General features: G+C 53.9%; 23 protein-coding genes and 1 tRNA gene. 17 read left to right on the forward strand and 7 right to left on the reverse strand.

From position 1 onward, the window contains the following. The first annotated feature begins 159 nt into the window (after window positions 1-159). Complete coding sequence (gene dkgB, locus M987_RS09940) at window positions 160-963, forward strand: 2,5-didehydrogluconate reductase DkgB (protein WP_014068995.1); 804 nt, start codon at window positions 160-162, stop codon at window positions 961-963. A 29-nt stretch (window positions 964-992) separates the two neighbouring features. Here dkgB and yafC read toward each other — a convergent pair whose 3' ends face one another. After that, entirely contained in the window at window positions 993-1,898 is a 906-nt protein-coding gene (gene yafC, locus M987_RS09945; protein ID WP_014068996.1) for a DNA-binding transcriptional regulator YafC, read from the reverse strand. A gap of 104 nt (window positions 1,899-2,002) precedes the next feature. Between yafC and M987_RS09950 the strand changes: the two genes are divergently transcribed. The 3 genes from M987_RS09950 (at window position 2,003) to M987_RS09960 (ending at window position 4,963) form a co-directional block, all read left to right on the forward strand. Next, the gene (locus tag M987_RS09950; RefSeq protein ID WP_014068997.1) at window positions 2,003-3,178 is read left to right on the forward strand and encodes an MFS transporter; all 1,176 of its coding nucleotides are present in this window, start codon (window positions 2,003-2,005) and stop codon (window positions 3,176-3,178) included. Between the two features lie 135 nt (window positions 3,179-3,313). Beyond that, window positions 3,314-4,114, forward strand: coding sequence for an endonuclease/exonuclease/phosphatase family protein (locus M987_RS09955; RefSeq protein WP_014068998.1), 801 nt, complete (start codon window positions 3,314-3,316; stop codon window positions 4,112-4,114). A gap of 78 nt (window positions 4,115-4,192) precedes the next feature. Further along, entirely contained in the window at window positions 4,193-4,963 is a 771-nt protein-coding gene (locus M987_RS09960; protein WP_014068999.1) for a class I SAM-dependent methyltransferase, read from the forward strand. A 53-nt stretch (window positions 4,964-5,016) separates the two neighbouring features. Here M987_RS09960 and mltD read toward each other — a convergent pair whose 3' ends face one another. Beyond that, window positions 5,017-6,381: a murein transglycosylase D gene (gene mltD / locus M987_RS09965; RefSeq protein ID WP_014069000.1), complete on the reverse strand. Its 1,365-nt coding sequence runs from the start codon at window positions 6,379-6,381 to the stop codon at window positions 5,017-5,019. Window positions 6,382-6,449: 68 nt separating this feature from the next. Next, window positions 6,450-7,208, reverse strand: coding sequence for a hydroxyacylglutathione hydrolase (gene gloB, locus M987_RS09970; protein WP_014069001.1), 759 nt, complete (start codon window positions 7,206-7,208; stop codon window positions 6,450-6,452). Window positions 7,209-7,240: 32 nt separating this feature from the next. Between gloB and M987_RS09975 the strand changes: the two genes are divergently transcribed. Further along, window positions 7,241-7,957, forward strand: a complete 717-nt coding sequence (locus M987_RS09975; protein WP_014069002.1) for a class I SAM-dependent methyltransferase — start codon at window positions 7,241-7,243, stop codon at window positions 7,955-7,957. Here M987_RS09975 and rnhA read toward each other — a convergent pair whose 3' ends face one another. Next, window positions 7,958-8,425, reverse strand: coding sequence for a ribonuclease HI (gene rnhA / locus M987_RS09980; protein WP_014069003.1), 468 nt, complete (start codon window positions 8,423-8,425; stop codon window positions 7,958-7,960). A 64-nt stretch (window positions 8,426-8,489) separates the two neighbouring features. On the opposite strand from rnhA, the gene dnaQ reads away from it, so the two are divergent. The 9 genes from dnaQ (at window position 8,490) to M987_RS10025 (ending at window position 17,591) form a co-directional block, all read left to right on the forward strand. Next, window positions 8,490-9,221: a DNA polymerase III subunit epsilon gene (dnaQ, locus tag M987_RS09985; RefSeq protein WP_074392815.1), complete on the forward strand. Its 732-nt coding sequence runs from the start codon at window positions 8,490-8,492 to the stop codon at window positions 9,219-9,221. 131 nt (window positions 9,222-9,352) lie between these two features. Then, window positions 9,353-9,429: transfer RNA gene (locus M987_RS09990), tRNA-Asp, on the forward strand. Window positions 9,430-9,812: 383 nt separating this feature from the next. Continuing rightward, window positions 9,813-10,532 (forward strand): FadR/GntR family transcriptional regulator, encoded by a 720-nt coding sequence (locus tag M987_RS09995; protein WP_014069005.1) that lies wholly within the window; start codon window positions 9,813-9,815, stop codon window positions 10,530-10,532. Next, window positions 10,529-11,542, forward strand: coding sequence for an ABC transporter ATP-binding protein (locus tag M987_RS10000; protein ID WP_014069006.1), 1,014 nt, complete (start codon window positions 10,529-10,531; stop codon window positions 11,540-11,542). Before M987_RS09995 ends, M987_RS10000 begins: the two co-directional genes overlap by 4 nt. After that, window positions 11,539-12,621, forward strand: a complete 1,083-nt coding sequence (locus tag M987_RS10005; RefSeq protein WP_014069007.1) for an ABC transporter ATP-binding protein — start codon at window positions 11,539-11,541, stop codon at window positions 12,619-12,621. Before M987_RS10000 ends, M987_RS10005 begins: the two co-directional genes overlap by 4 nt. 2 nt (window positions 12,622-12,623) lie before the next feature. Next, window positions 12,624-14,138, forward strand: coding sequence for an ABC transporter substrate-binding protein (locus M987_RS10010; RefSeq protein ID WP_074392813.1), 1,515 nt, complete (start codon window positions 12,624-12,626; stop codon window positions 14,136-14,138). 21 nt (window positions 14,139-14,159) lie between these two features. Next, window positions 14,160-15,101, forward strand: a complete 942-nt coding sequence (locus M987_RS10015; protein ID WP_014069008.1) for an ABC transporter permease — start codon at window positions 14,160-14,162, stop codon at window positions 15,099-15,101. Between the two features lie 3 nt (window positions 15,102-15,104). Continuing rightward, complete coding sequence (locus M987_RS10020) at window positions 15,105-15,980, forward strand: ABC transporter permease (protein ID WP_014069009.1); 876 nt, start codon at window positions 15,105-15,107, stop codon at window positions 15,978-15,980. A gap of 9 nt (window positions 15,981-15,989) precedes the next feature. Next, entirely contained in the window at window positions 15,990-17,591 is a 1,602-nt protein-coding gene (locus M987_RS10025) for a gamma-glutamyltransferase family protein (protein WP_014069010.1), read from the forward strand. Between the two features lie 50 nt (window positions 17,592-17,641). On the opposite strand, the gene M987_RS10030 is transcribed toward M987_RS10025, so the two are convergent. Further along, on the reverse strand, window positions 17,642-18,412 hold the full coding sequence (locus M987_RS10030) for an amidohydrolase (protein ID WP_014069011.1): 771 nt from the start codon (window positions 18,410-18,412) through the stop codon (window positions 17,642-17,644). A gap of 108 nt (window positions 18,413-18,520) precedes the next feature. Next, window positions 18,521-20,965 (reverse strand): acyl-CoA dehydrogenase FadE, encoded by a 2,445-nt coding sequence (gene fadE, locus M987_RS10035; protein ID WP_014069012.1) that lies wholly within the window; start codon window positions 20,963-20,965, stop codon window positions 18,521-18,523. 239 nt (window positions 20,966-21,204) lie between these two features. Between fadE and lpcA the strand changes: the two genes are divergently transcribed. Both lpcA and M987_RS10045 read left to right on the forward strand, forming a co-directional pair. Then, entirely contained in the window at window positions 21,205-21,783 is a 579-nt protein-coding gene (gene lpcA, locus M987_RS10040; RefSeq protein ID WP_014069013.1) for a D-sedoheptulose 7-phosphate isomerase, read from the forward strand. Window positions 21,784-21,831: 48 nt separating this feature from the next. Then, complete coding sequence (locus M987_RS10045; RefSeq protein ID WP_014069014.1) at window positions 21,832-22,599, forward strand: class II glutamine amidotransferase; 768 nt, start codon at window positions 21,832-21,834, stop codon at window positions 22,597-22,599. On the opposite strand, the gene dpaA is transcribed toward M987_RS10045, so the two are convergent. After that, window positions 22,570-23,310: a peptidoglycan meso-diaminopimelic acid protein amidase gene (gene dpaA, locus M987_RS10050; protein ID WP_014069015.1), complete on the reverse strand. Its 741-nt coding sequence runs from the start codon at window positions 23,308-23,310 to the stop codon at window positions 22,570-22,572. The genes M987_RS10045 and dpaA overlap by 30 nt on opposite strands. A gap of 300 nt (window positions 23,311-23,610) precedes the next feature. On the opposite strand from dpaA, the gene M987_RS10055 reads away from it, so the two are divergent. After that, a complete protein-coding gene (locus M987_RS10055; RefSeq protein ID WP_014069016.1) occupies window positions 23,611-24,954 on the forward strand; it encodes a Na(+)-translocating NADH-quinone reductase subunit A in 1,344 nt (447 codons plus the stop codon). Window positions 24,955-24,957 lie beyond the last annotated feature (3 nt).

Consider the following 24,957-nt stretch of genomic DNA (forward strand, 5'->3'; position numbering starts at 1 on the left):
GAAAGCCCTGAGCTAACGCTCAGGGCTTTTTTCTTATCTGTCGTATAATTATTGCTGAATTAGCAAAAATCCTCTGCGTTTTACGCTCTTTTTCTAAATAACGGCAATCGCGATAATCTTCCTCAGTTAACGAACACAATATGATTAACGAGGAATGACATGGCTATCCCTGCATTTGGTCTGGGCACTTTCCGCCTGAAAGACGACGTTGTTATCGCATCTGTAAAAACTGCTCTTGAACTTGGCTATCGTACCGTTGATACGGCACAGATTTATGAAAATGAAGCTGCCGTTGGCCAGGCAATTGAAGAGAGTGGCGTATCCCGCAATGAACTTTTCATCACCACTAAAATCTGGATTGAGAACCTCAGCAAAGACAAACTGATCCCAAGCCTGAAAGAGAGCCTGAAGAAACTGCGTACCGATTACGTCGATCTGACGCTGATCCACTGGCCATCACCGAACGATGCCGTTTCCGTGGAAGAGTTCATGCAGGCGCTGCTGGAAGCAAAAGAGCAGGGCTTAACCCGTGAAATTGGTATCTCTAACTTCACTATCCCGTTGATGGAAAAAGCCATTGCGGCCGTGGGTGCAGAAAACATTGCAACCAACCAGGTTGAGCTGTCTCCGTATCTGCAAAACCGCAAAGTGGTTGACTGGGCTAAACAGCACGGTATCCATATTACCTCTTACATGACTCTGGCCTATGGTAAAGCACTGAAAGATGAAGTGATTATCCGCATTGCGCAGAAACACAATGCCACGGCTGCACAGGTGATTCTGGCCTGGGCAATGGGTGAGGGCTATGCCGTTATCCCATCCTCAACTAAACGTGAAAATCTGGCGAGCAACCTGTTAGCACGGGATCTCCAGCTGGATGACGAAGACAAAAAAGCGATCGCTGCTCTGGATTGCAACGATCGCCTGGTAAGCCCGGAAGGTTTAGCACCTGACTGGGATTAATATTGACCCACCCTCTGTGCCCTAAACCCTCACACAGCTCCTTCGGGAGCTGTTTTCGCATGTTCGCTCAGGAAGTCGATAAATGCGCGGATGCGCGTACTCACCGCTCTGTCACTGTAATACACCGCACTAAACGGCATCTCTACCGGCAGGCGTTTATCAGCCATCAACTCTATCAGTTCCCCACGGGCAATCTCTTTATCGATCATGTAATCGGATAAACAGGCAATTCCGTTTCCTTCAAGACAAAGCTGTTTCAGTGTTTCTCCACTGTTGGACGATAAGCCGCAATCTATCTCATGAAGCTGTCCGTCACTACAGGCGACAGGCCAGGTATTCAGCGATACGGGTTCGGTAAAGCCCAGGCACAGATGCTGTTTAAGATCCTCAACCGTTTCAGGCTGGCCAAACTGTGCAAGGTACTCTGGTGATGCAATGATTTTTCGGTAGCTCGTAAACAAAGGACGGGCACGCAGGCTGGAATCGGTAAGTGTGCCAGCGCGGATTGCTACATCTACCTTTCGCTCTATCAGATTAATGAATGTCTCAGATGACACCAGCGACAAGGTCATTTCCGGGTAGCGTTCACGGAAAGGTTTAATGAGTGGCATAAGGTAATGCAGCACCACAGGTGTTGCTGCATCAATACGCAACAGTCCGCGTGGTGTACTGCGCGACTCCATGATTTCTGTCTCTGCTGCGGCCATTTCCTGCAAGACGGACTGTACGCGGCGGAAGTAACGCTCGCCTTCTTCTGTCAGGCTTAACTGCCTTGTGGTCCGGTTGAGCAGGCTGACACAAAGCTTCATCTCCAGCTTTTTCACCGAGCGGCTAATGGCGGAGTTTGCCTGTCCGAGTTGCTCAGCTGCACGGCTAAAACTGCCACTTTCTACCACGGCGACAAATATCGCCAGCTCTTCTGATGTTGCCTTCATTATTGCACCACCTGCAAAATTCTATTGAGATTTTGACCATTTTTGTTATTTAAGCACTGGCGCATACTTCTTGTCATCTTAATCCTGATGATACGGAGTATTTTATGCCACTGGCGCTACTTGCCCTGACGATCAGTGCCTTCGCAATTGGCACGACCGAATTTGTTATCGTAGGTCTGGTTCCTACGATTGCAGACCAACTTGCCATCTCTCTGCCTTCAGCCGGGCTGCTGGTTTCTATCTACGCACTGGGTGTGGCCGTTGGTGCACCGGTACTTACGGCGCTGACCGGACGTTTTCCGCGTAAGCAGTTATTGATGGCGTTGATGGTCCTGTTCACCGCCGGGAATATTCTGGCCTGGCAGGCACCTGACTACACCACGTTGGTGATTGCCCGTTTGCTGACAGGCCTTGCTCATGGTGTGTTTTTCTCGATTGGTTCAACCATTGCAACCAGCCTGGTGCCCAAAGAGAAAGCGGCATCTGCCATTGCGATTATGTTTGGTGGATTAACCGTTGCGCTGGTCACCGGCGTGCCTCTGGGGACGTTCATCGGCCAACATTTTGGCTGGCGTGAAACGTTCCTGGCCGTCTCATTGTTGGGCGTGATTGCTCTGGTGGCTAGTCTGCTTCTGGTCCCTTCAAATATTCCTGGCCGCGCGAGTGCCAGCCTTAGCGATCAACTTAAAGTACTGACTCATCCTCGCCTGCTGATCATCTATGCGATTACAGCTTTGGGGTACGGTGGTGTCTTTACCGCATTTACTTTCCTTGCGCCGATGATGCAAGATTTGGCGGGCTTCTCACCGAGCGCGGTAAGCTGGATCTTGTTGGGTTACGGTGTGTCGGTGGCAATTGGCAATATCTGGGGTGGCAAGCTTGCCGATAAACACGGTGCCGTTCCGGCCCTGAAATTTATCTTCGCAGCCCTGGTTGTACTGCTGCTGGTCTTCCACTTCACCGCTTCTGTGCAGTATGCGGCGCTGGCCACGGTACTGGTGATGGGGATCTTTGCATTTGGCAACGTGCCGGGGCTTCAGGTCTATGTCGTCCAGAAGGCAGAGCTTTATACACCTAATGCCGTTGATGTTGCATCGGGTCTGAACATTGCTGCGTTCAATATTGGTATCGCACTCGGCTCCATCATTGGTGGGCAGACTGTTGAACACTTTGGCCTGACCCAGACACCGTGGATTGGCGCTGTAATTGTGTTTATCGCTTTCCTGCTGATTGGCCTGAGCGGCCGCCTTGATAAACCTGCCCGGGTGGCTCTTGGATAAATATCAGTAAGTGCTCGCTTACAAAACAAGATAAGGTTTCTCAGTAATTGCGTTGAAACTGTGACCTAAAATCCCTATAACATTAGAACCAGTCCGTTTCCGGGCTGGTTCCTGTTATAGAGGTCGTTTCCGAAAGTGCGAAAAAATACCTATGCCATGCGTTATGTTGCCGGATTACCTGCGGAGCGAATACTGCCTCCGGGGTCGTTCGCGAGCATCAGCCAGGCATTGCCCGCCGGTACGCCATTAAGCAGCGATGAAAAAATTCGTGTGCTGGTGTGGAATATCTTTAAGCAACAGCGTGCTGAGTGGTTATCCGTCCTCAAAAATTTTGGTAAGGACGCTCATCTCGTTCTCCTGCAAGAAGCGCAAACGACGCCTGAGCTGGTCAGGTTTGCGACCACTAACTATCTTGCGGCCGATCAGGTACCTGCATTCGTGCTGCCGCAGCACCCTTCTGGCGTCATGACGCTTTCTGCGGCGCATCCTGTTTATTGTTGTCCACTTCGTGAGCGAGAACCTATTCTGCGGCTGGCAAAATCCGCGCTGGTTACCGTTTACCCCTTACCGGATAGCCGTTTGCTGATGGTCGTCAATATTCACGCTGTCAATTTCAGCCTTGGCGTGGATGTCTACAGCAAGCAGTTACTTCCGATTGGCGATCAGATTGCCCATCACAGCGGGCCTATCATTATGGCCGGGGATTTTAATGCCTGGAGCCGCCCGCGGATGAACGCCCTGTATCGCTTTGCGCGTGAGATGTCACTGCGCGAAGTGCGTTTTAACGATGACCAGCGCAAGAAAGCCTTTGGTCGTCCTCTCGATTTTGTCTTTTATCGCGGTTTGAGTGTTCACGATGCCTCTGTGCTGGTGACACGCGCATCCGATCACAATCCTCTACTAGTTGAATTCAGTCCCGGCAAACCTGATAAATAATGGTGTGTCAGGTCTGCCGTGGGGCAGACCTATGTGCAGGTGCTGCCCTTTATTTTTTATCAACCAAAGGACAGTAAGATGACAACACACTCCCATCATGACAACGTAGAAAAACAGTTTGGCTCCCAGGCAAGTGCTTATCTGAGCAGCGCCGTTCATGCGTCTGGTCGCGATCTGACGCGTCTGAGCGAGCGGCTGGCGGCATTCCCGCAGGCGCACGCGCTGGATTTAGGGTGTGGGGCAGGGCACGCAAGCTTTGCTGCCGCGCAGCAGGTCGCTCAGGTGACAGCATATGATTTATCCAGCCAGATGCTCGACGTTGTGGCTGAAGCCGCCAAAGCTAAAGGACTGACAAACCTCATTACCCGTCAGGGGTACGCGGAATCATTACCGTTTGCCGATGCGACTTTTGAGGTTGTCATCAGTCGTTACTCCGCGCACCACTGGCACGATGTCGGGCAAGCGTTGCGGGAAGTTAAACGTGTGCTGAAGCCGGGTGGAATTTTTATCATCATGGATGTCATGTCACCTGGCCATCCGGTACGGGATGTCTGGTTGCAAACGGTTGAAGCACTGCGCGACACATCGCATGTCCGCAATTATTCCAGTGGGGAGTGGTTGCAGATGACCGCAGAGGCCGGGTTGATTTCACGCTCATTGATAACCGACCGTTTGCCGCTCGAATTCAGCTCCTGGATTGCGCGGATGCGGACGCCGGAAGCATTAAGCCAGGCGATTCGTCTTTATCAGGAGAGCGCGTCTGCGGAAGTGAAGGCGTACTTTGAGTTGCAGGAGGATGGATCGTTTACCAGCGATACCATCATGGCTGAAGTCCAAAAAGCGGGATAAATAAAAAAAGGCACCGGGGGAATCGGTGCCTTTTTTATGTTCAGACCGTCTGATCAGGAGTCTGGCGTTGCGCTATTTTTCACAAACAGCGTCAGCTGATCGCCGGGTTGCAGATTGTCAGTATCGTTATTCCAGCGCATAACATCCTGGATGTTCACGCCGTGACGTTTTGCAATACTGGACAGCGAATCACCCTTACGCACGCGATAGGTAATGCTATCGCTGTTTCTGGCAAGACGCTGCGCGCTGCTACCTGCGCCAACCGTCAGATTCTGACCCACTTTCAGACCAGAGCTACGCAGATTGTTCCACTGCTGTAGGTCTTTTGCGCTCACGCCAAGACGTGATGCAATACCTGAAAGCGTATCACCTGAACGAACCTTATAGCTGCGGCTGCTCACTGGTGAGGTATCTGCAACAAGCGTAGACTGAACCGCTGCAATCTCACCAGAAGCTAACGACTCACGTAACTGCTCCGCGTGTTTTTGCGGAACCATCACATACTGAGGGCCACTGGCACCCAGCGTTGAGCCTTTAACGCCTGCATTAAAGGTTTTTAGTTTACTTACCGACATACCCGTCATATCGGCAACCTGTTGAATATCAACCGGGCTGCTGAGGCGAACACGCGCCAGTGCACGACTTTCGTCTGGTGTTGGCAGTTGTACACCGTAACGCTTACTGTTCTTGAGAATATCGCTCAATGCCAGCATTTTCGGTACGTAAATTTTGGTTTCCTGTGGCAGTGAGAGCGACCAGAAATCGGTGGATTTCCCACGCGCTTTATTCGCTTTCATTGCCTTCAGTACACGACCTTCACCACTGTTGTATGCTGCGACTGTTAACAACCAGTCACCGTCGAACATCTTGTTCAGACGTTGCATCATGTCGAGAGCGGCAGTCGTGGAAGCGACTACATCACGACGCGCATCGTAGCTGCGGGTCTGTTTTAAACCATAATTGCGCCCTGTGCTCGGTATGATCTGCCAAATGCCTGCGGCATTGGCGCCAGACGTCGCGTGTGGGTCAAAAGCGCTCTCCACTATGGGTAGGAGTACCAGCTCCATCGGCATGTTACGTTTCTTAACTTGCCCGGCTATCCAGTACATATACGGCTCTGCCCGTAAAGTTACATCGTGGAGATAGCTCTTATTTCTCAAATACTTCTGTTTCTGTTCGCGAATCCGGGTGTTTTCCGGAATTCCCATCTTTAGCTCGTCGCCAATAGAGGCCCACAAGTCTTGATCCTGCGCGAATGATGTCCCATCGTCCATCCATCGCGCCTGACTTGTAAACTTCCCTGCTTCCCCTTGACCAGCTGCAGAAAGGCTCTGTGCGTGCTGTTGTACGTTGCTGCCGTTTTGCGACTGGCAACCTACAAGCAGGACAGAGGCGAGTAATATCGCTTTTGCCTTCATGTGTGTGTCAATAGTTGCTTAAAAGACGAGCGATGATAACGGCGAAATTTTCAAAAGGCAACCCAGAATTATCGGAAGTTATCTTTCTTTGACCTTAACCATGCAAAACAATCTTCTGGTTGTTGCAAATTTGTTTCTTGGTTAATTTTATTAATTAAATCAATATCATCTGTTCTCAAAAATACATTTATTTCACGCTCATTTTTCAGAATTACGGGGAGTGTTTTTTGGTTTTTTGCACGTAACTCCTTCACTTTCTGGTAATAATCCTGAATAGCGCGATCGTCGGGTAAGATGCTGGCAGCAAACTTCATATTCCCTAATGTATACTCATGTGCGCAACATATGAGTGTATCGTCCGGAAGTGCGGCAATATTCTGTAAAGATTGATACATTTGCGCTGGTGTACCTTCAAACAACCTTCCGCAGCCGCCAGAAAAGAGTGTGTCGCCGCAAAATAGATAAGGTTTACTGTAGAAACAAATATGTCCTGAAGTGTGACCCGGTGTGGCAAAAACGGAAAAATCCCACCCGAGAATGAGGACTTTTTCGCCGTCTTTGACTACGTGAGTGGTTCCCTTATCTTGTGTTTCTTCCGGTCCGTATACCACAAGATGCGGAAATTTTGCCCGCAACGCCGGAACACCGCCAACGTGATCGTTGTGATGATGCGTAAGGAGAATGGCTTCCGGCTGCCAGCCGTTTTCGGCAATGGCAGTTAAAACCAGCTCAGATTCACCGGGATCAACAATCACGCAACGGCGATCGTCATCAACTAAAACCCAGATGTAATTGTCCTGGAAGGCTGGAATACTGATAAGATTCATAAATTACCTCTTTTTACGTGGCGGGCGTTTTGATGAAACCGGCAAGGATACCTCAGACTGTCGCAGCACCGGAACGTTGGGCGGAATTGCCCTGGGGTGAATACTATCGCGAGGCGTTAGAACAACAGCTTAAACCCTGGCTTGCGAAAATGTATGGTTTTCACCTGCTTAAGATTGGCAATCTCAGTGCAGAAATCAACACCGAAGGCTGTGCTATCTCACATCAGGTTAACGTTTCGCTTGGCGGATCGCCTGTGCAGGTTAAAGCCGATCCATTGCATTTACCTTTCGCGGAAAAATCCGTCGATGCTTGTCTGCTGGCGCATACCTTGCCCTGGTGCAGTGATCCGCATCGTTTGCTGCGTGAAGCCGACCGGGTACTGATCGATGACGGTTGGCTGATCCTCAGCGGTTTCAATCCACTCAGCCTGATGGGGTTACGTAAACTGGTGCCAGTGCTGCGCCGCACGCCGCCTTATAACAGCCGAATGTTTACGCAGATGCGTCAACTGGACTGGCTTTCACTGCTGAACTTTGAAGTGCTCTGCTACGGTGGTTTTCAGGTTTTACCCTGGGCCAGACAGGGTGGGGTGTTACTGAGCACGCATCTGCCGGCGCTGGGCTGTATGCAGTTTATCGTAGCGCGTAAGCGGACGATCCCCCTCACGCTTAACCCGATGAAACAAAGTAAATCGAAAACCCAGATCCGTCAGACCGTTGGCGCAACGCGGCAGTACCGCAAACCCTGATCAGGATTCAGGCTGATACCCGACATCTTCCTGGGTTGGGTTTGATGCAGCCGCGCGGGCCAGCTCGTCACAGCGTTCGTTTTCCGGGTGTCCGGCATGGCCTTTTACCCATTCCCATTTGATCTCATGCTGCCCTAACGCGGCGTCCAGGCGCTTCCAGAGATCGACATTTTTGACCGGTTTTTTATCTGCCGTTTTCCAGCCGCGTTTTTTCCAGTTGAAGATCCACTGGGTGATGCCCTGGCGCACGTACTGGCTGTCGGTGCTCAGCACCACGTCGCAGTGCTCTTTTAACGCTTCCAGCGCCACTATGGCCGCCATCAGCTCCATGCGGTTGTTGGTGGTCAGGCGATAGCCTTCACTAAAGGTTTTTTCGTGCTGGCGATAGCGCATAATGGCGCCGTAACCGCCAGGTCCTGGGTTACCGAGACAAGATCCATCGGTGAAAATTTCTACCTGTTTACGCATCTCTGGTAGACTTCCTGTATTTGAAACGTTCAGTTAAACGATAAGTCTGACATAAATGACCGACATGAGCACTGCAATTACTCGCCAGATTGTTCTCGATACCGAAACCACCGGTATGAACCAAATCGGCGCACACTACGAAGGGCACAAGATTATTGAGATCGGTGCTGTAGAGGTAGTGAACCGTCGCCTTACGGGGAACAACTTCCACGTTTATCTGAAGCCGGACCGGCTGGTGGACCCGGAAGCGTTCGGCGTTCACGGTATTGCCGATGAGTTCTTGCTGGATAAACCGACCTTTGCAGATGTTGCAGACGAATTTCTGGAATACATCAGAGGCGCAGAGCTGGTCATTCACAACGCATCGTTCGATATCGGCTTTATGGACTATGAGTTCAGCAAGCTCAATCGCGATATTCCAAAGACCAATACCTTCTGTAAGGTGACCGATAGCCTGGCGCTGGCAAGGAAGATGTTTCCCGGCAAGCGAAACAGTCTTGATGCGCTCTGTTCACGTTACGAGATAGACAACACCAAGCGTACGCTGCACGGCGCATTGCTCGATGCCCAGATCCTGGCGGATGTTTATCTGACCATGACCGGTGGCCAGACGTCGATGGCATTCAGCATGGAAAATGAAGGCCAACAAACTCTGGGTGAAGCGGGTATTCAGCGGGTTGTGCGTCAGGCCAGTCGGTTGCGGGTTGTTTTAGCCAGCGATGAAGAGCTGCTTAACCACGAATCCCGTCTTGATTTAGTGCAGAAGAAAGGCGGAAGTTGCATGTGGCGTGCATAAACAGTGCCTGAATGCTTGTAAAATCACCGTCTGGGCGATTTTTGCAGCAAACGATTCAAAACGTGAGAAAAAGCGTTGACGAGTTCAGAGGCAATCCGTAATATCCGCTTCGTTCCCCAAACGGGAACAGTGGAGCGGTAGTTCAGTCGGTTAGAATACCTGCCTGTCACGCAGGGGGTCGCGGGTTCGAGTCCCGTCCGTTCCGCCACTATTCAGAAGGCCTGAATCAGAAATGATTCAGGCCTTCGTCGTTTCTGACCCCGCAAAAATCTTATCCAACATCCCTTTTAATTAACAAAAATTCAATATCAATAGTGCAAATAATTAACAATTGCACGATAATAGTGCGTGATTTGCACTAATGTTGTGCAGTTATTGTTCGCGCCTCACTCTCGGTTGTTTCTTTTTGTAACAATTTTGTAAAAATAAATCGCTTTAAATCATTCAGTTAACCCATGCATTCCAGAAAGTTCATGAACCAATGATTTATTGGTTCATTATTTGCTTAATCATTAGGACGATAAGTTATCGGTCATATCCATAACTTATTGTTAATAAAAATAAAGAAATGATGACAGCGAGCGAACCAATATGGAAAAACCGTCACGGTTTCTGGCAAATTCCAGCACCGCACTCGAGCAATTGCGCGGGCTTATCAACCAGCATGAGTCAACACCAGGCATTCCATTGCCCACTGAACGTGAGCTTTCGGAAACACTCGGCGTAGGGCGACGTGAAGTGCGTCGTGCGCTGGACGTGCTGGAAGAAGAGGGGCGGATCTGGCGTAAACAGGGCAAAGGTACGTTTATTGGCCCGGCAGCACCCGTTGAGCCTCTGGCGCTTCAGGGGCTGGTACAACAGACCAATCTGCTGGAAGTGATGGAAGCTCGTCTGCAACTTGAGCCCGGCCTGGCCCGTCTTGCGGCGCTGCGTGCCACCAGGGAAAACCTCGCGCTGATGCAGCGTATGCTGGAACGCATTAATAAGGTCAGCCCGGATGACCGCGATCTCAATGAACTGTGGGATAGCGCATTCCATCGCGCGATAGCGGAAGCCGCAGGTAACCGCCTGATGCTGGGATTATTCGATGCGATTGATGCGGTCAGGCGCGAACCCGGCTGGCAACACCTGCGCGAATTAGCCCGCACCCCTGAACGCGTTGATAACTACAACGACCATCACCACAAAATCATGTCAGCGATTATCTATCGCCAGCCTAATGAAGCTGCCGCCGCGATGCGCGAACACCTGCTCAGCCTGCAAACAGCCCTGATTCAGGCTATTCACCTTGAGGACGATTTCACGCTATGACAACGATCCCGTTTAAGGAAGCATCTCCTGTTCTGCGGCTGCAAAACCTCAACGTTAAATTTGCGGGGTCGCCCGTCAGCGTACTTGATGGTATTTCGCTGACCGTAAAAGCGGGTGAAACGCTCGCTCTGGTGGGGGAATCCGGGTGTGGGAAAAGTATCACCTCGTTAGCGCTGATGGGGTTATTACCCGCCAGTGCGCAAATCGTCAGCGGCGAGATGCAGTTTCGACGCCATGACCTGCGAAAACTCTCCCCGCGCGAATATGCCGATCTCCGTGGCAGCGAGCTGGCGATGATTTTTCAGGAGCCGATGACCTCGCTGAACCCCGCTTTTACCCTTGGCGATCAGCTGAGCGAAGCGGTTATGCGCCACCAGAAAATGACGCGTGCGCAAGCGATGGACGCGGCGCTGAACATTCTGGAAAAGGTTCAGATCCCGGCGGCAGAGATGCGCCTTAAGGCTTATCCACATCAGCTTTCTGGCGGGATGCGCCAGCGCGTGATGATTGCGATGGCCCTGATTAACCACCCGCGTTTGCTGATTGCCGACGAACCGACCACCGCGCTGGATGTCACCATTCAGGCGCAAATCCTCGCATTGCTCAACACATTAAAAGAAGAAACGGGCACGGCGGTGCTGATGATCACTCACGATTTGGGCGTGGTGGCAGAAGTGGCGCAGCAGGTGGCGGTGATGTATGCCGGCCAGGTCGTGGAGCAGGGCAGCGTAGAGGCGATTTTTGCTGACCCGCAACACCCGTACACCATCGGTCTGATGGGATCTATTCCTTCTCTTGGGGCGCGTAAAGGCCAGCTTTCCACCATTCCGGGCGCCGTGCCGCTACCCGAATCCATGCCGGAAGGCTGCCGTTTTGCCACCCGTTGTCCTTTTGCACAGACCCGCTGTCACGATGAAAAACCACAACTTAACACGCTGGGTGCAGGGCATCAGGTGGCCTGTTTCCGCGTACCGCTGGAACAACATATTGCGCTGGGAGAGACAGCATGACGACGCCAATTCTTGAAGCCCGTGACCTCAGCAAGCTGTTCCCTGGCCCGAAAAAACTGTTTACTCCGGCGCGTTTTGTCACCGCTGTTGATCGCGTTTCCCTTTCCGTTATGCCGGGGGAAACGCTGGCTATCGTAGGCGAATCTGGATCCGGGAAATCCACGCTGGGCCGTTTGCTGCTGCGCCTGCTGGCGGCAAGCGAAGGGCGCGTGTTTTATCAGGGCGAGGAGATCACCCACGCGACTGGCGCGCGCCTTAATCAGCTCCGGCGCGAACTGCAAATTATCTTCCAGGATCCTTTTGCCTCGCTGAACCCGCGTATGACGGTAGAGCAGATCGTGGGTGAGCCGCTGTGGCTGCACCAGAACATGAAAAAAGCAGACCGCCAGTACCGCGTTGCCGAGTTGCTCAAAACCGTTGGGCTGCCGGCAGCCTGGGCCGGGCGTTACCCGCATGAATTTTCCGGCGGCCAGCGTCAGCGCATCGGCATTGCGCGAGCGCTGGCATCAGGGCCAAAACTGCTGCTGGGAGATGAGCCCGTCTCCGCACTGGATGTCTCTGTACAGGCGCAGGTGGTGAATCTGCTGGAAAGCCTTAAGCATCAACTGGGGCTGACGATGGTGATTGTCGCTCACGGTCTGGCGGTGATCCGTCATATGAGCGACCGGGTGGCGGTGATGTATCTCGGGCAAATTGTGGAGCTTGCCACGGTCGATGAAATCTTCGACGCGCCGCTGCACCCCTATACCCAGGCGCTGATTGCCTCTGCCCCGCAAATGCAGCCGGGTGCCCAGCGCGATACGCCCCTGTTGCAGGGAGATTTGCCGAATCCGTCTAACCCGCCTTCCGGGTGCCGTTTTCATACCCGTTGCCCGTATGTCACCGATGAATGCCGCCAGGTTGAGCCGATTAATCAGGTGCTTGAAGGCGGGCGTCAGGTTGCCTGTCATCGCTGGCAGGACATTAATCGCGATCGCAGTGTTATTCAGGTAGCACCGCCATCCGCAGCATTTCTGCGCCGCCGCGCGCTGTTTGAACACGCGGCATCTCACTCCTCCCTTCCTTCAAGGAACTCATGATAATGACAATGCGTAATTCTCTTTTGACCGTACTGGGAAGTGTAATGTTGCTTGGCGCGGCGCTGCCCGCCCATTCAGAAAGTGTGCTGCGAATTGGTCTGGGGGCAGACCCGGACATGCTCGACCCGCATCTGGCGCGCACCTACTATGGCCGCTTTGTTTTCGCCTCATTGTGCGACAGGCTGGTGGACGTTGACGATCACCTGAAAGTGGTGCCGGGCCTGGCGAAGGACTGGGCGTGGAGTGACGACGGCAAAACCCTGACCATGAATCTGCGCGAAGGGGTGACCTTCCACGATGGTGAAAAATTCGATGCCGCTGCGGCGAAATACAACCTCGAGCGCGCCCTGACCTTAAAAGGCTCCCTGCGTAAAAGCGAGATCTCTTCTGTTGAGTCGATTGACGTTACTGGCCCAATGCAAATCGCCCTGCATCTGAAAACCCCTGATGCCGCGCTGTTAATGCAGCTCACCGACCGTGCCGGTGCGATGATGGCGCCAGAAGCGGCGAAAAAACCTGATTTTGCGGCTCACCCGGTCTGTTCCGGCCCGTATAAATTCGAGAGCCGCGTGTCGCAGGACCGCATTGTGCTGACGCGTTTTGATAACTACTGGAATAAAGACGCTTACCACTTTGACAAGATTATCTATCTGCCGATCCCGGACGCCTCTGTACGCCTGGCTAACCTGCGTGCGGGCGATCTTGATCTGACCGAAGGCATTGCGGCAAGCGATGTGAAAACCGTGGAAGCCGACAGCAAGCTGGCGCTGGCGAAGGTCACCGGCCTGGGTTATCAGGGTATTACCTTCAACATTAATAACGGCAAAGTCCCGGCCAACGATCCATTCAAAGATGCCCGCGTGCGCGAGGCGTTCTCACAGGCTATCGACCGCGATGCCATCAATCAGGTGGTGTTCGAAGGGCTGTACACGCCAGCAAACCAGGCGTTTTCACCGGTCAGCCCGTATCACGTCAACCTGCCGGTGCCACCGCGCGACGTCGACAAAGCGAAAGCGCTGCTGAAAGCGGCGGGCGTGGCAACCCCCCTGACCGTAAACCTGCTGGTGCCAAACAACCCAACCTCTCAGCAGGTAGGGCAGGTGCTTCAGGCGATGGTGGCGGAGGCTGGCTTTAACCTCAATCTGCAAATGACCGAGTTCGCCACGCTGCTCGATCGCCAGCAAAGCGGTGATTATCAGCTGAGTTTCTCTGGCTGGTCTGGTCGCCCCGATCCGGATGGCAGCATCTTTGGCTTCATTAACAGCAAAGGCACCTTAAACGACGGGCGTTACAGCAATGCGCAGGTGGATGAATGGTTGACTCAGGCGCGTCTGAACACCGATCAGGCCGCACGCCAGCCGCTGTATGACAAAGTGGTGAAGCAGCTGCAAACCGATATGCCTATCGCATACCTCTACTTTGAGCCACGTATTTTTGGCCTGAACAAAAGCGTGCAGGGCTTTAAACCTTACCCGGACGGCATCGTACGTCTTGCCGGTCTGACGCTGGCGAAATAAAAAAGGCCCTGAGGAGAAACCATGCTTGAACTGATTTGCAAGCGTCTGCTGCTGGCCATCCCGACTCTGCTCCTGGTGAGCATGATGGTGTTCGGGCTGCAAAAGCTGCTGCCTGGCGACCCGCTGATCGCGATGGCCGGGGAGGAGCGCGATCCGGCAGTGATTGCGCAGCTGCGCGCTGAATTAAACCTCGATGCGCCGATTCCTGTGCAGTACTTCCACTGGCTGACGCGCGCGCTACAGGGCGATCTTGGTGTCTCCTTACGTACTCACGAACCGGTCACGCAGCTGATTGCGAGCAAGCTGCCGGTGACGCTGGAGCTGTCGCTGCTGGCGATGATCATTGCGCTGTTGTTCGGCATCGGGATGGGGATCCTGGCGGCGGTCAATAAAAACAGCTGGGTGGATCATGGCGCGAACTTTGTGGCGATCTCGGGGATCTCGATACCGCACTTCTGGCTTGGGATCCTGCTGATCCTGGTGTTTTCGGTCAATCTGCAATGGCTGCCTGCCTCGGGGTTTGTGCCGTTCAGTGAAGATCCGCTCCAAAACCTGCGCACGTTGCTGTTACCGGCATCGGTTCTGGGGACGGGGCTGGCGGCCACGCTGATGCGCCATACCCGCGCGTCGATGATCGCCGTGCTGAAAGCGGATTATATCCGTACTGCCCGGGCAAAAGGGCTACTGCCAAAAGCGGTGATTTTAAAGCACGCATTTCGCAATGCGCTGGTCCCGGTTATCACTCTCACCACGCTGCTGTTTGGCGAGCTGCTGGGCGGCGCGGTGCTGACCGAGCAGGTTTTCACCATTCCGGGCTTTGGCAAGATGATCGTCGATTCTGTCTTTAACCGCGACTATGCCGTGGTGCAGGGCGTGGTGCTGATCGTGGCGATCGGTTTCCTGCTGCTGAACCTGCTGGCCGATGTGCTGTATGTCCTTATCAACCCGAAGATGCGAGGTTAAATGATGGCGGAACTGACGACTCAAACCGTTGCGCCTGCGTTACCGCGCGCGCAGAACCGGGTGCTGAAAAAATTCCTCGCCAACAAAAGTGCGGTGATTGGTGCGGTGATTGTGGGCTTCTTCGTTTTGCTGGCGCTGCTCGCGCCCTGGATTGCTCCATTTGACCCGGTCAAAGCTAACTTTCTGGCGGTGCGTAAAGCGCCTTCGGCTATGTACTGGTTTGGTACTGACGAACTGGGGCGAGATATTCTGTCGCGCATTGTCTGGGGGGCGAGAACCTCGCTGATGGCAGGCTGCATGTCGGTGGTGATCGCCGTTGTCATCGGCGTGCCGCTGGGGCTGGTGGCGGGCTACTTCCAGAAAATGTGGGACGGCGTGATCTCGCGTTTTATTGAAGCGCTGCTGGCCTGTCCATTCCTGATCATGGCGATCGCGCTGGGTGCGTTTTTAGGGCCAAGCCTGACCAACGCCATGATCGCCATTGGTCTTTCCGCGATGCCGATCTTCGCCCGTCTGACGCGTGGCCAGGTGATCGCCATTCGCAATGAAGAGTACATCGACGGTGCGCGGGCGATTGGCCTGCCGGATCGCTGGATCATTGTGAAATACGTCCTGCCTAACGTGATGTCACCAATCCTGGTGCAGGCCACGCTGGCAATAGCCTCGGCGATTATCGCTGAAGCCAGCCTCTCATTTTTAGGGCTCGGCCAGCAGCCGCCGAACCCGTCCTGGGGCTCGATGCTCAACACCGCGAAGGGGTTCCTTGAGCAGGCACCGTGGATGTCTGTTTTCCCCGGTATTGCGATTTTCCTTGCGGTACAGGGCTTTAATTTACTCGGTGACGGGCTGCGCGATGCGCTCGATCCGCGCCACGACTAAGGAGTCATGATGACCAAAGCGCTTGATTTTACTTCCGGTTACGATTCACGACGCCCGCCGATGATGGGCCACAACGCAGTGGCAACGTCGCAGCCGCTGGCGGCGCAGGCGGGGATGCGGATGTTGCAACTGGGTGGTAACGCCGTTGATGCCGCGATTGCCACTGCGATGGCACTGACGGTGGTCGAACCCACCGGGAATGGTATTGGCAGCGATGCTTTCGCCATCATCTGGGACGGGGAAAAGCTTCACGGTCTTAATGCATCTGGTCGTTCACCTGCCAGCTGGCACGCAGATATGTTTGCCGGGAAAACGGCTGTGCCGGAAATTGGCTGGGAGGCCGTCACCGTGCCGGGTGCGGTATCGGGTTGGGTTGCACTGGCGGAACGTTTTGGCACATTGCCGCTCACAACACTGGCACAGCCTGCAATTGAGTATGCGCGTAACGGTTTCCCGGTGTCGCCACTGATTGGCCATCTGTGGCAGCGTGGCTACAACAAGCTGAAAGACCAGCCGGGCTTTAGTGCCTGTTTCGCCCCTGAAGGACGTGCTCCGCGAATTGGCGAAATCTTCCGTAACCCGGCGCAGGCAGACTCGCTGGAGCTGATTGCCAAAACCAACGGCGAAGCGTTTTATCGCGGTGAGCTGGCGCAGAAAATTGCCGCCTTTGCCAAAGAACACGGCGCTCATCTTACGGCCGAGGACCTGGCAAACCATCGCGTTGACTGGGTTGAACTGTTGTCGCGCGATTTTGCGGGGGGCTCGGTGCAGGAGTTGCCGCCAAACGGACAGGGGATTGCCACGCTGATTGCCCTTGGCATTCTGGAGCAGTGCGGTATCGAAAAACATCACCCGGATTCCGTGCAGGCGCTGCATCTGTCGATTGAAGCCATGAAACTGGCGCTGGCCGATCTCGACCGCTATGTGGCAGATGAAGCGCATATGGAGTTCGCCGCTAAAGAGTTGCTGAGCGATGCCTACCTGAAATCACGTGCTGCGCTGATTGACCAGGATAAAGCTTCTGACTTCACCTACGGTTCGCCAACGCAAAGCGGGACAGTTTATCTCACCGCAGCGGATTCCAGCGGCATGATGATCTCTTTTATTCAGTCGAACTTTATGGGCTTCGGCTCTGGCGTGGTGGTTCCCGATACCGGGATCAGCCTGCAAAACCGTGGCTGCGGTTTTGTGCTTGACCCAAATCACCCGAACGCGCTGGCAGGTAACAAGCGTCCATTCCACACCATCATTCCGGGATTTGCGATGGACGGTAACGGCAAGCCGCTGATGTCATTCGGCGTAATGGGCGGGCCAATGCAGGCGCAAGGGCACATGCAAATGGCGCTGCGTATTATGCTGCACGGGCAAAACCCGCAGGCGGCGATCGACGCGCCGCGCTGGCGCGTGGTGCAGGGCAGAGAGGTTATTGTTGAGTCGACGTTTGACCGTAATACCATTGCGGCGCTGCGCGAGCGCGGGCATCAGATTGTTGTGGAAGACCCACTCCAGGATTACAACTTTGGTGGCGCGCAGGTGATTTATCGTCTGCCGGAAGGGCACTACGTGGCCGCGACGGAAAGCCGCAAAGACGGGCAGGCGCTGGTAAGTTAATGTTTTATCCTCCCTCTCCCTTTGGGAGAGGGAGGGGGTGAGGGGAACATTTACCCAATGCTAAATGGATCAGCATCCTGCCAGGCAGGAAACTTCTCCCGATACTCTTTCAGTGCCGTCAGCGAAATTTCAGCATCTATACGCGTTGCCTGATGCGGCTCGGCGGTGGCAATAATCTCACCCTGTGGATTAATGACCCGGCTGTCACCCCGGTAGTGATGCCCGTTGCCGTCGGTGCCCACGCGGTTACAGCCAACAACATAAGCCTGATTTTCAATCGCGCGTGCCACCAGTAAAGATTGCCAGTGCAGGGAGCGCGGTGCAGGCCAGTTGGCAACATACAGCGCCAGGTCATAATCATTGCGGTTACGCGACCACACCGGGAAACGCAGGTCATAGCAAACCAGCGGCAGAATGCGCCAGCCGCGCCACTCAAACACCACGCGCTCGTTACCCGCTTCGTAGTGATGATGTTCATCCGCCATGCGGAACAGGTGGCGTTTATCGTAAAAATGCATGTTACCTTGCGGCTCGACCAGCAGAAAGCGGTTCACCGGCCCGCGTTCGGTTTGCAGCGCGGCGCTGCCCGCAATCAGGGCGTTGGTTTGCTGCGCTTTGGCGTGCATCCAGGCCACCACGTCTTCTTGTGGCATTGACTGTTTTGCCGCTTCCATCGCGAAGCCGGTGGTGAACATCTCCGGCAGGACAATCACATCGCGCCCGGTAATACCTTCCAGTTGACGATCAAAGTGGCGCAGGTTGGCAGGGCCATCCATCCACACTAAAGGTTGCTGCAAAATAGAAATCTTCAGACCAGGCACAATTAAGACTCCTCAAACGACCGCTTTTTGACACTGTAGCACGACACTACGAGAAAATGTGGCAATAAAAAACCCCGCACGCGGCGGGGTTTGTCAGTGCGAAACGGGTTATGCCGCTTCAGGTTTACGGTGCTTCTCCGGCAGCTTTACCGGCTGTGTCGCCAGCTCTTCCGGTTCGAAATCATCCACGTTGATACTGCGCAGACGGCTTTCTTCTGCTTTCACCAGGGTTGCTGCTTCATCTTTATCGATGATACCGCCCGCCAGCGCCTGTTTTGCCAGCTCATCCAGACGGGTAAATGGCAGGTTTTTGCCCAGCTGTTTACAGATTTTCTGGTGAATTGGGTCGGCGGCCATCACATCCAGCAGCGCCTCTTCCAGCAGACCCACCGGGTTATGCTCGGTCGGAGCCAGGTACTGACCACGGCCGATACGGGAGCGGGTTGCGCTCGGTACTTGCAGGATCTTCGCCACTTTATGATCCAGCTTGTCAGAGGGGGCCAGGTGATGACGTCCGGTCGGGAAGATCACCACGCGCAGGGCTCCCGCCACAAAACGGTTCGGGAAGTTTGCCAGCAAATCGTCGATAGCCTGCTCAGCCTGATGCATAGCATCCTGCACACCCCAGTGCACCAGCGGCAGATCCGCTTCCTGACGGCCTTCGTCGTCATAACGTTTCAGCACCGCAGAGGCCAGGAAGACCTGACTCAGCACATCACCCAGACGGGCAGAGATACGTTCACGGCGTTTCAGGCTACCGCCCAGTACCGCCATAGAAACGTCTGACAGCAGGGCCAGGTTGGCACTCAGACGGTTCAGCTGTTGGTAATAGCGCTTAGTCGCATCACCGGTTGGCGTCGAGCTGGTGCGACCGTTGGTCAGACCCAGCCAGAAGCTGCGCATTTTGTTGCTACCCACGTGACCGATATGTTTGAACAGCAGCTTATCGAAGGCATCCACATCGTTATTCTGCGCGGCGGCCATCTCTTCCAGCACGTACGGATGGCAGCGAATCGCTCCCTGGCCGAAGATCATCATGCTGCGAGTCAGGATATTCGCCCCTTCAACGGTGATCGCGATTGGCGCGCCCTGATAACCACGGGCGAGGAAGTTGCCTTCGCCGAGCATAATGCCCTTACCGCCCGCGATATCCATGGCATCGATGATTGACTGCTGGGCACGGTGGGTACAGTGGTATTTCACAATCGCTGACAGCACGGCCGGTTTTTCGCCCAGCATAATGCCGTAGGTAATTAACGATGCTGCGGCATCCATTACGTAGGCGTTACCCGCGATACGCGCCAGCGGCTCTTCGATACCTTCCATCTTGCCGATGGAGATTTTGAACTGACGGCGGATATGCGCGTAAGCACCAATCCCCATCGCCACAGACTTCAGACCACCGGTTGAGTTCGACGGCAGGGTAATTCCGCGACCCACCGACAGACATTCCACCAGCATACGCCAGCCCTGACCGGCCATTTTCGGGCCACCGATGATGTAATCAATCGGTACAAAGATATCCTGACCGCGGGTCGGGCCGTTCTGAAACGGCACGTTCAGCGGGAAGTGACGACGACCAATTTCAACGCCCGGAGTAGACGTTGGGATCAGCGCACAGGTAATGCCCAGATCTTCTTCACCACCCAGCAGTTTTTCCGGGTCGGAGAGTTTAAACGCCAGGCCCAGCACGGTGGCGATAGGCGCCAGCGTGATGTAGCGCTTGTTCCAGGTCAGGCGCATCCCGAGCACCTGCTCACCCTGCCATTCGCCCATGCAAACGACACCGGTATCCGGGATAGCGCCTGCATCGGAACCCGCTTCCGGGCTGGTCAGCGCGAAACATGGAATTTCAAGGCCACGTGCCAGACGCGGCAGGTAGTGATCTTTCTGCTCTTCTGTTCCGTAATGTTGCAGCAGTTCACCCGGGCCTAAAGAGTTCGGTACACCGACGGTGATCGCCAGGATCCCGGAGACACCCGCCAGTTTTTGCAGTACGCGAGCCTGAGCGTAGGCAGAGAATTCCAGGCCACCGTACTCTTTCTTAATGATCATCGCGAAGAAGCGATGCTCTTTCAGATACGCCCACAGCTCTGGCGGCAGGTCGGCCATTTCGTGAGTGATCGCAAAATCGTTCGCCATGCGGCAGGCTTCTTCCACCGGGCCATCGATAAAGGCCTGTTCTTCAGCGGTCAGTCGTGGCTGCGGATAGTTGTGCAGCTTTTTCCAGTCCGGGTTGCCCTGGAACAGGTCGCCTTCCCACCAGGTGGTGCCCGCATCAATCGCTTCTTTTTCAGTACGCGACATCGGCGGCATCACTTTACGAAAGCCCTTGAACACCGGTGCGGAGATCATCGACTTACGCATAGGCGTAAAGTTAAACGGCAACAGGATGATTGCCAGAGGAACTAAAAGCCAGATATTCCAGAGACCTGCGACGCCAAACGCAGCCGTCCAGGCCAGTAAAATCAGGCTGCTCAGAAATAAACTGACACGGTGATAGAACAGCACACCGAGCAGAACAACAGTTGCGAGAATGCTCAAAATCATCATAAAGAAAAGCTCCCTTGCTTGTAGGAGGTCTGACCACTTGTGATGATATGGTTGTAGTGGATGTTATTTCTTTTAGCAATGCGTTCACAAAATAATTACAACCTGGTTCACATTGTTCATGTTTTAGCAGGCACGAAAAATCAAAACGCCGGACGATTCGCAAGGCTTTAGCTTCTCGCTTTTATCGCTATCCGGTACACTCCACTGAGTTATTTCATCAATACTGAAGGATTATCCTCATGTACCAGGATCTTATTCGTAACGAACTGAACGAAGCGGCGGAAACGCTGGCCAACTTTCTGAAAGATGATGCCAATATTCACGCTATTCAGCGCGCGGCGGTCCTGCTGGCCGACAGCTTCAAAGACGGTGGCAAAGTGCTCTCCTGCGGTAATGGTGGCTCTCACTGCGACGCAATGCACTTCGCCGAAGAGCTGACCGGACGTTATCGTGAAAACCGCCCAGGGTATCCGGCGATTGCGATTTCTGACGTTAGCCACATCTCCTGCGTGAGTAACGATTTTGGTTACGACTATGTCTTCTCGCGTTATGTCGAAGCGGTTGGCCGTGAAGGTGACGTTCTGCTGGGCATTTCGACTTCTGGTAACTCCGGTAACGTGATCAAAGCGATTGCTGCTGCGCGTGAAAAAGGCATGAAAGTCATCACCCTGACGGGTAAAGATGGCGGTAAGATGGCGGGTACTGCGGATATCGAAATTCGTGTTCCGCACTTCGGTTATGCTGACCGTATTCAGGAAATTCACATCAAAGTGATTCATATCCTGATTCAGTTGATTGAAAAAGAGATGGTTAAGTAAGACTTCGCTGGGGGGCACCAGTGTCCCCCGCAGTTGTGGAGGTAACGTATGTGCGAACTGCTCGGGATGAGCGCCAATGTGCCAACCGATATCTGCTTTAGTTTCACCGGGCTGGTTCAGCGCGGTGGGGGAACCGGGCCGCATAAAGACGGCTGGGGCATTACCTTCTACGAAGGCAAAGGCTGTCGCACGTTCAAAGATCCACAGCCCAGCTTTAACTCACCGATTGCCAAACTGGTGCAGGACTATCCGATAAAGTCTTGCTCTGTTATCGCGCATATCCGCCAGGCGAATCGCGGAGAAGTGGCGCTGGAAAATACCCATCCCTTTACCCGTGAACTGTGGGGCCGCAACTGGACTTACGCGCACAACGGGCAGCTTTCTGGTTATAAATCGCTGGAAACCGGTAACTTCCGCCCGGTCGGGGAAACCGACAGCGAAAAAGCTTTTTGCTGGCTGCTACATAAGCTGACGGAGCGCTATCCCCGCACGCCTGGCAACATGGCATCGGTGTTTAAATACATCGCAACGCTGGCGTCTGAACTCCGCGAAAAAGGCGTGTTCAACATGCTGTTATCTGACGGTCGCTATGTGATGGCATTCTGCTCGACGAATCTGTACTGGATCACTCGGCGTGCACCGTTCGGCGTTGCGACGCTACTCGATCAGGATGTGGAGATAGACTTTCAGAAGGAGACCACACCGAACGATGTGGTCACCGTAATTGCAACGCAGCCGCTGACGGGCAACGAAACCTGGCAAAAGATTCTGCCAGGCGAGTGGGTACTATTTTGCCTCGGGGACCGAGTAGTTTGACGCCAGTTGTGGCTGGACGACTTCGTGGCTCAGAGGTTTACTGACGACATAGCGGCCATCCACAACCGAAACGACAGGCGGCTTATGCGTTTGCTCGAAGTAGTCGTATCCAGGTTTCAGCTGTTTCCAGAAATCTGCATAGTAAGAGTACTTGTGGCGCGCCATGTTGGCATCGGTCATGCGGAATGGATAGATGCTGACCTGAACGTTTGACTGACCAAAGACTAACGCGCCCGTGACAAACTGGAAAATCTCATCAATGCCGGTGTCGGTCATCGCATAACAGCCGATAGACACGCACGCACCGTGGATCATCAGGTATTTACCTTCGTAACCGTGAGCACGGTCATAGGCATTCGGGAAGCCGATGTTAATGGCTTTATAGAAGCGGCTGTCAGGTTTTAACTGGCTACGCTGAACGTTGTAAAACCCTTCCGGGCTTTTAAAATCGCCCTGACGCTGTTTTGGCCCCAGACCACCGGAGTAGTTACAAATCTTGTAACTGTCGAGCAGCTGGTATGTCTCACCCATTTTCACAAACAGGTCGAGTGTGCGTTCTTCCTTGAAGATTTGAATATAAACCGGTGATCCCATTAACTGTTGTTTATATTCTTTGCTGATCGGCGTGGTGGAGCTGTTGCTGCTGAGAAGCCCGGCAAATGACACGCACGGAATCAGAAGCATCGCAATGAACAATGCGATTTTACGCATACTACTAGTTCCTTGATAAAACTAAGACCAAATTGCCAGGACGGCAAAAGAAACCCGAAATCAGATTATTCTGGACAGGAGCGCTCACATTAGCACCGCTGTAGTTTTTCGCAAGAGTGAACGAGCGAGTTTACAAAATAGTTTTACCTTATAACCCATCCTGGCCGCGCTGGCGTTAGGAACTTTGCGCAATAGCTCGCATTTTGGCACGTCCGGCGGCAGTTCCGCTGCCCCAGAAAGGGGGAAAAATGGTACACTTCGCCCCCTCTGGATTGTTGTTCATGGATACTTGCTAACCACATGTTTAGAATCAGAAAAGGACTTGATCTCCCGATCGCTGGCGTGCCAGAACAGCACGTTTCTCAAGCCCCTGACATTCGCCATGTCGCCATTTTGGGCGCAGATTACGTCGGAATGCGCCCTTCCATGCTGGTGCAGGAAGGGGAACGGGTCATCAAAGGACAGGCGCTCTTCGAAGATAAAAAAAATCCGGGCGTGATGTTCACTGCACCTGCCAGCGGCACCGTTGTGGCAATTAACCGTGGCGAACGCCGCGTATTGCAGTCGGTTGTTATCCGTATTGAGGGTAACGAACAACGCGAGTTTGCACGGTTTGACGTCGCCGATCTCGCTACCCTGAAGCGCGAAGTTGTTCAGACACAACTGCTGGAATCCGGCCTGTGGACGGCATTTCGCACGCGGCCGTTCAGCAAATCCCCGGTGCCCGGTTCTGTTCCTGCCGCCATCTTCGTCACGGCTATCGATACCAACCCGCTTAGTGCAGACCCGCAGCCTCTTATCTTTGCGCAGCGTAAAGCGTTTGATGCCGGGCTTACCCTGCTGACGCGGCTGACGGCCGGGAAAGTCCACGTCTGCCAGGCCTCGGGGGGTAAACTTGGCGGCCATCCGCAAGGGCAGGTCACCTTTAACGAATTCGCCGGCCCGCATCCGGCAGGCCTTGCCGGAACGCACATTCATTTTCTTGAACCCGTCAGCCTGACGAAGCAGGTCTGGCACCTTAATTATCAGGATGTCATTGCTATCGGTAAGCTCTTTACTGAGGGCGAATTGTGTTCTGAACGGGTGATCGCCATCGGTGGGCCGCAGGCTGTGAATCCACGTCTGGTGCGCACGTTGCTGGGGGCGGATATCTCTGAACTGTTGTCGGGTGAAACAAAAGAGGGTGAAAACCGTCTTATATCTGGCTCGGTGCTCAGCGGCAGGCAGGCAGCAGGCGCGCTGGCATTTTTGGGGCGTTTTCACTTTCAGGTCAGCATTGTGCAGGAAGGGCGCGAGAAAGAGCTGTTTGGCTGGGTGCTACCTGGTGCGGATAAATTCTCCGTTACCCGCACTACGCTTGGGCACTTCCTGCGCCACAAGCTCTTTAACTTCTCAACCAGCACCCACGGCGGTGAGCGTGCAATGGTGCCGATTGGCAACTACGAGCGCGTGATGCCGCTCGATATCCTGCCAACCCTGTTGCTACGCGATCTTCTGGCCGGGGACAGCGACAGCGCACAGGCGCTTGGCTGCCTGGAGCTGGATGAAGAAGACCTGGCGCTCTGCACCTACGTTTGTCCAGGAAAATACGAATACGGACCCGTATTGCGCGAGGTGTTAACCCGCATTGAGCAGGAAGGATAACTG

Origin of the sequence: Enterobacter soli ATCC BAA-2102 (assembly GCF_001654845.1) — a bacterium.
Lineage (GTDB): Bacteria > Pseudomonadota > Gammaproteobacteria > Enterobacterales > Enterobacteriaceae > Enterobacter > Enterobacter soli.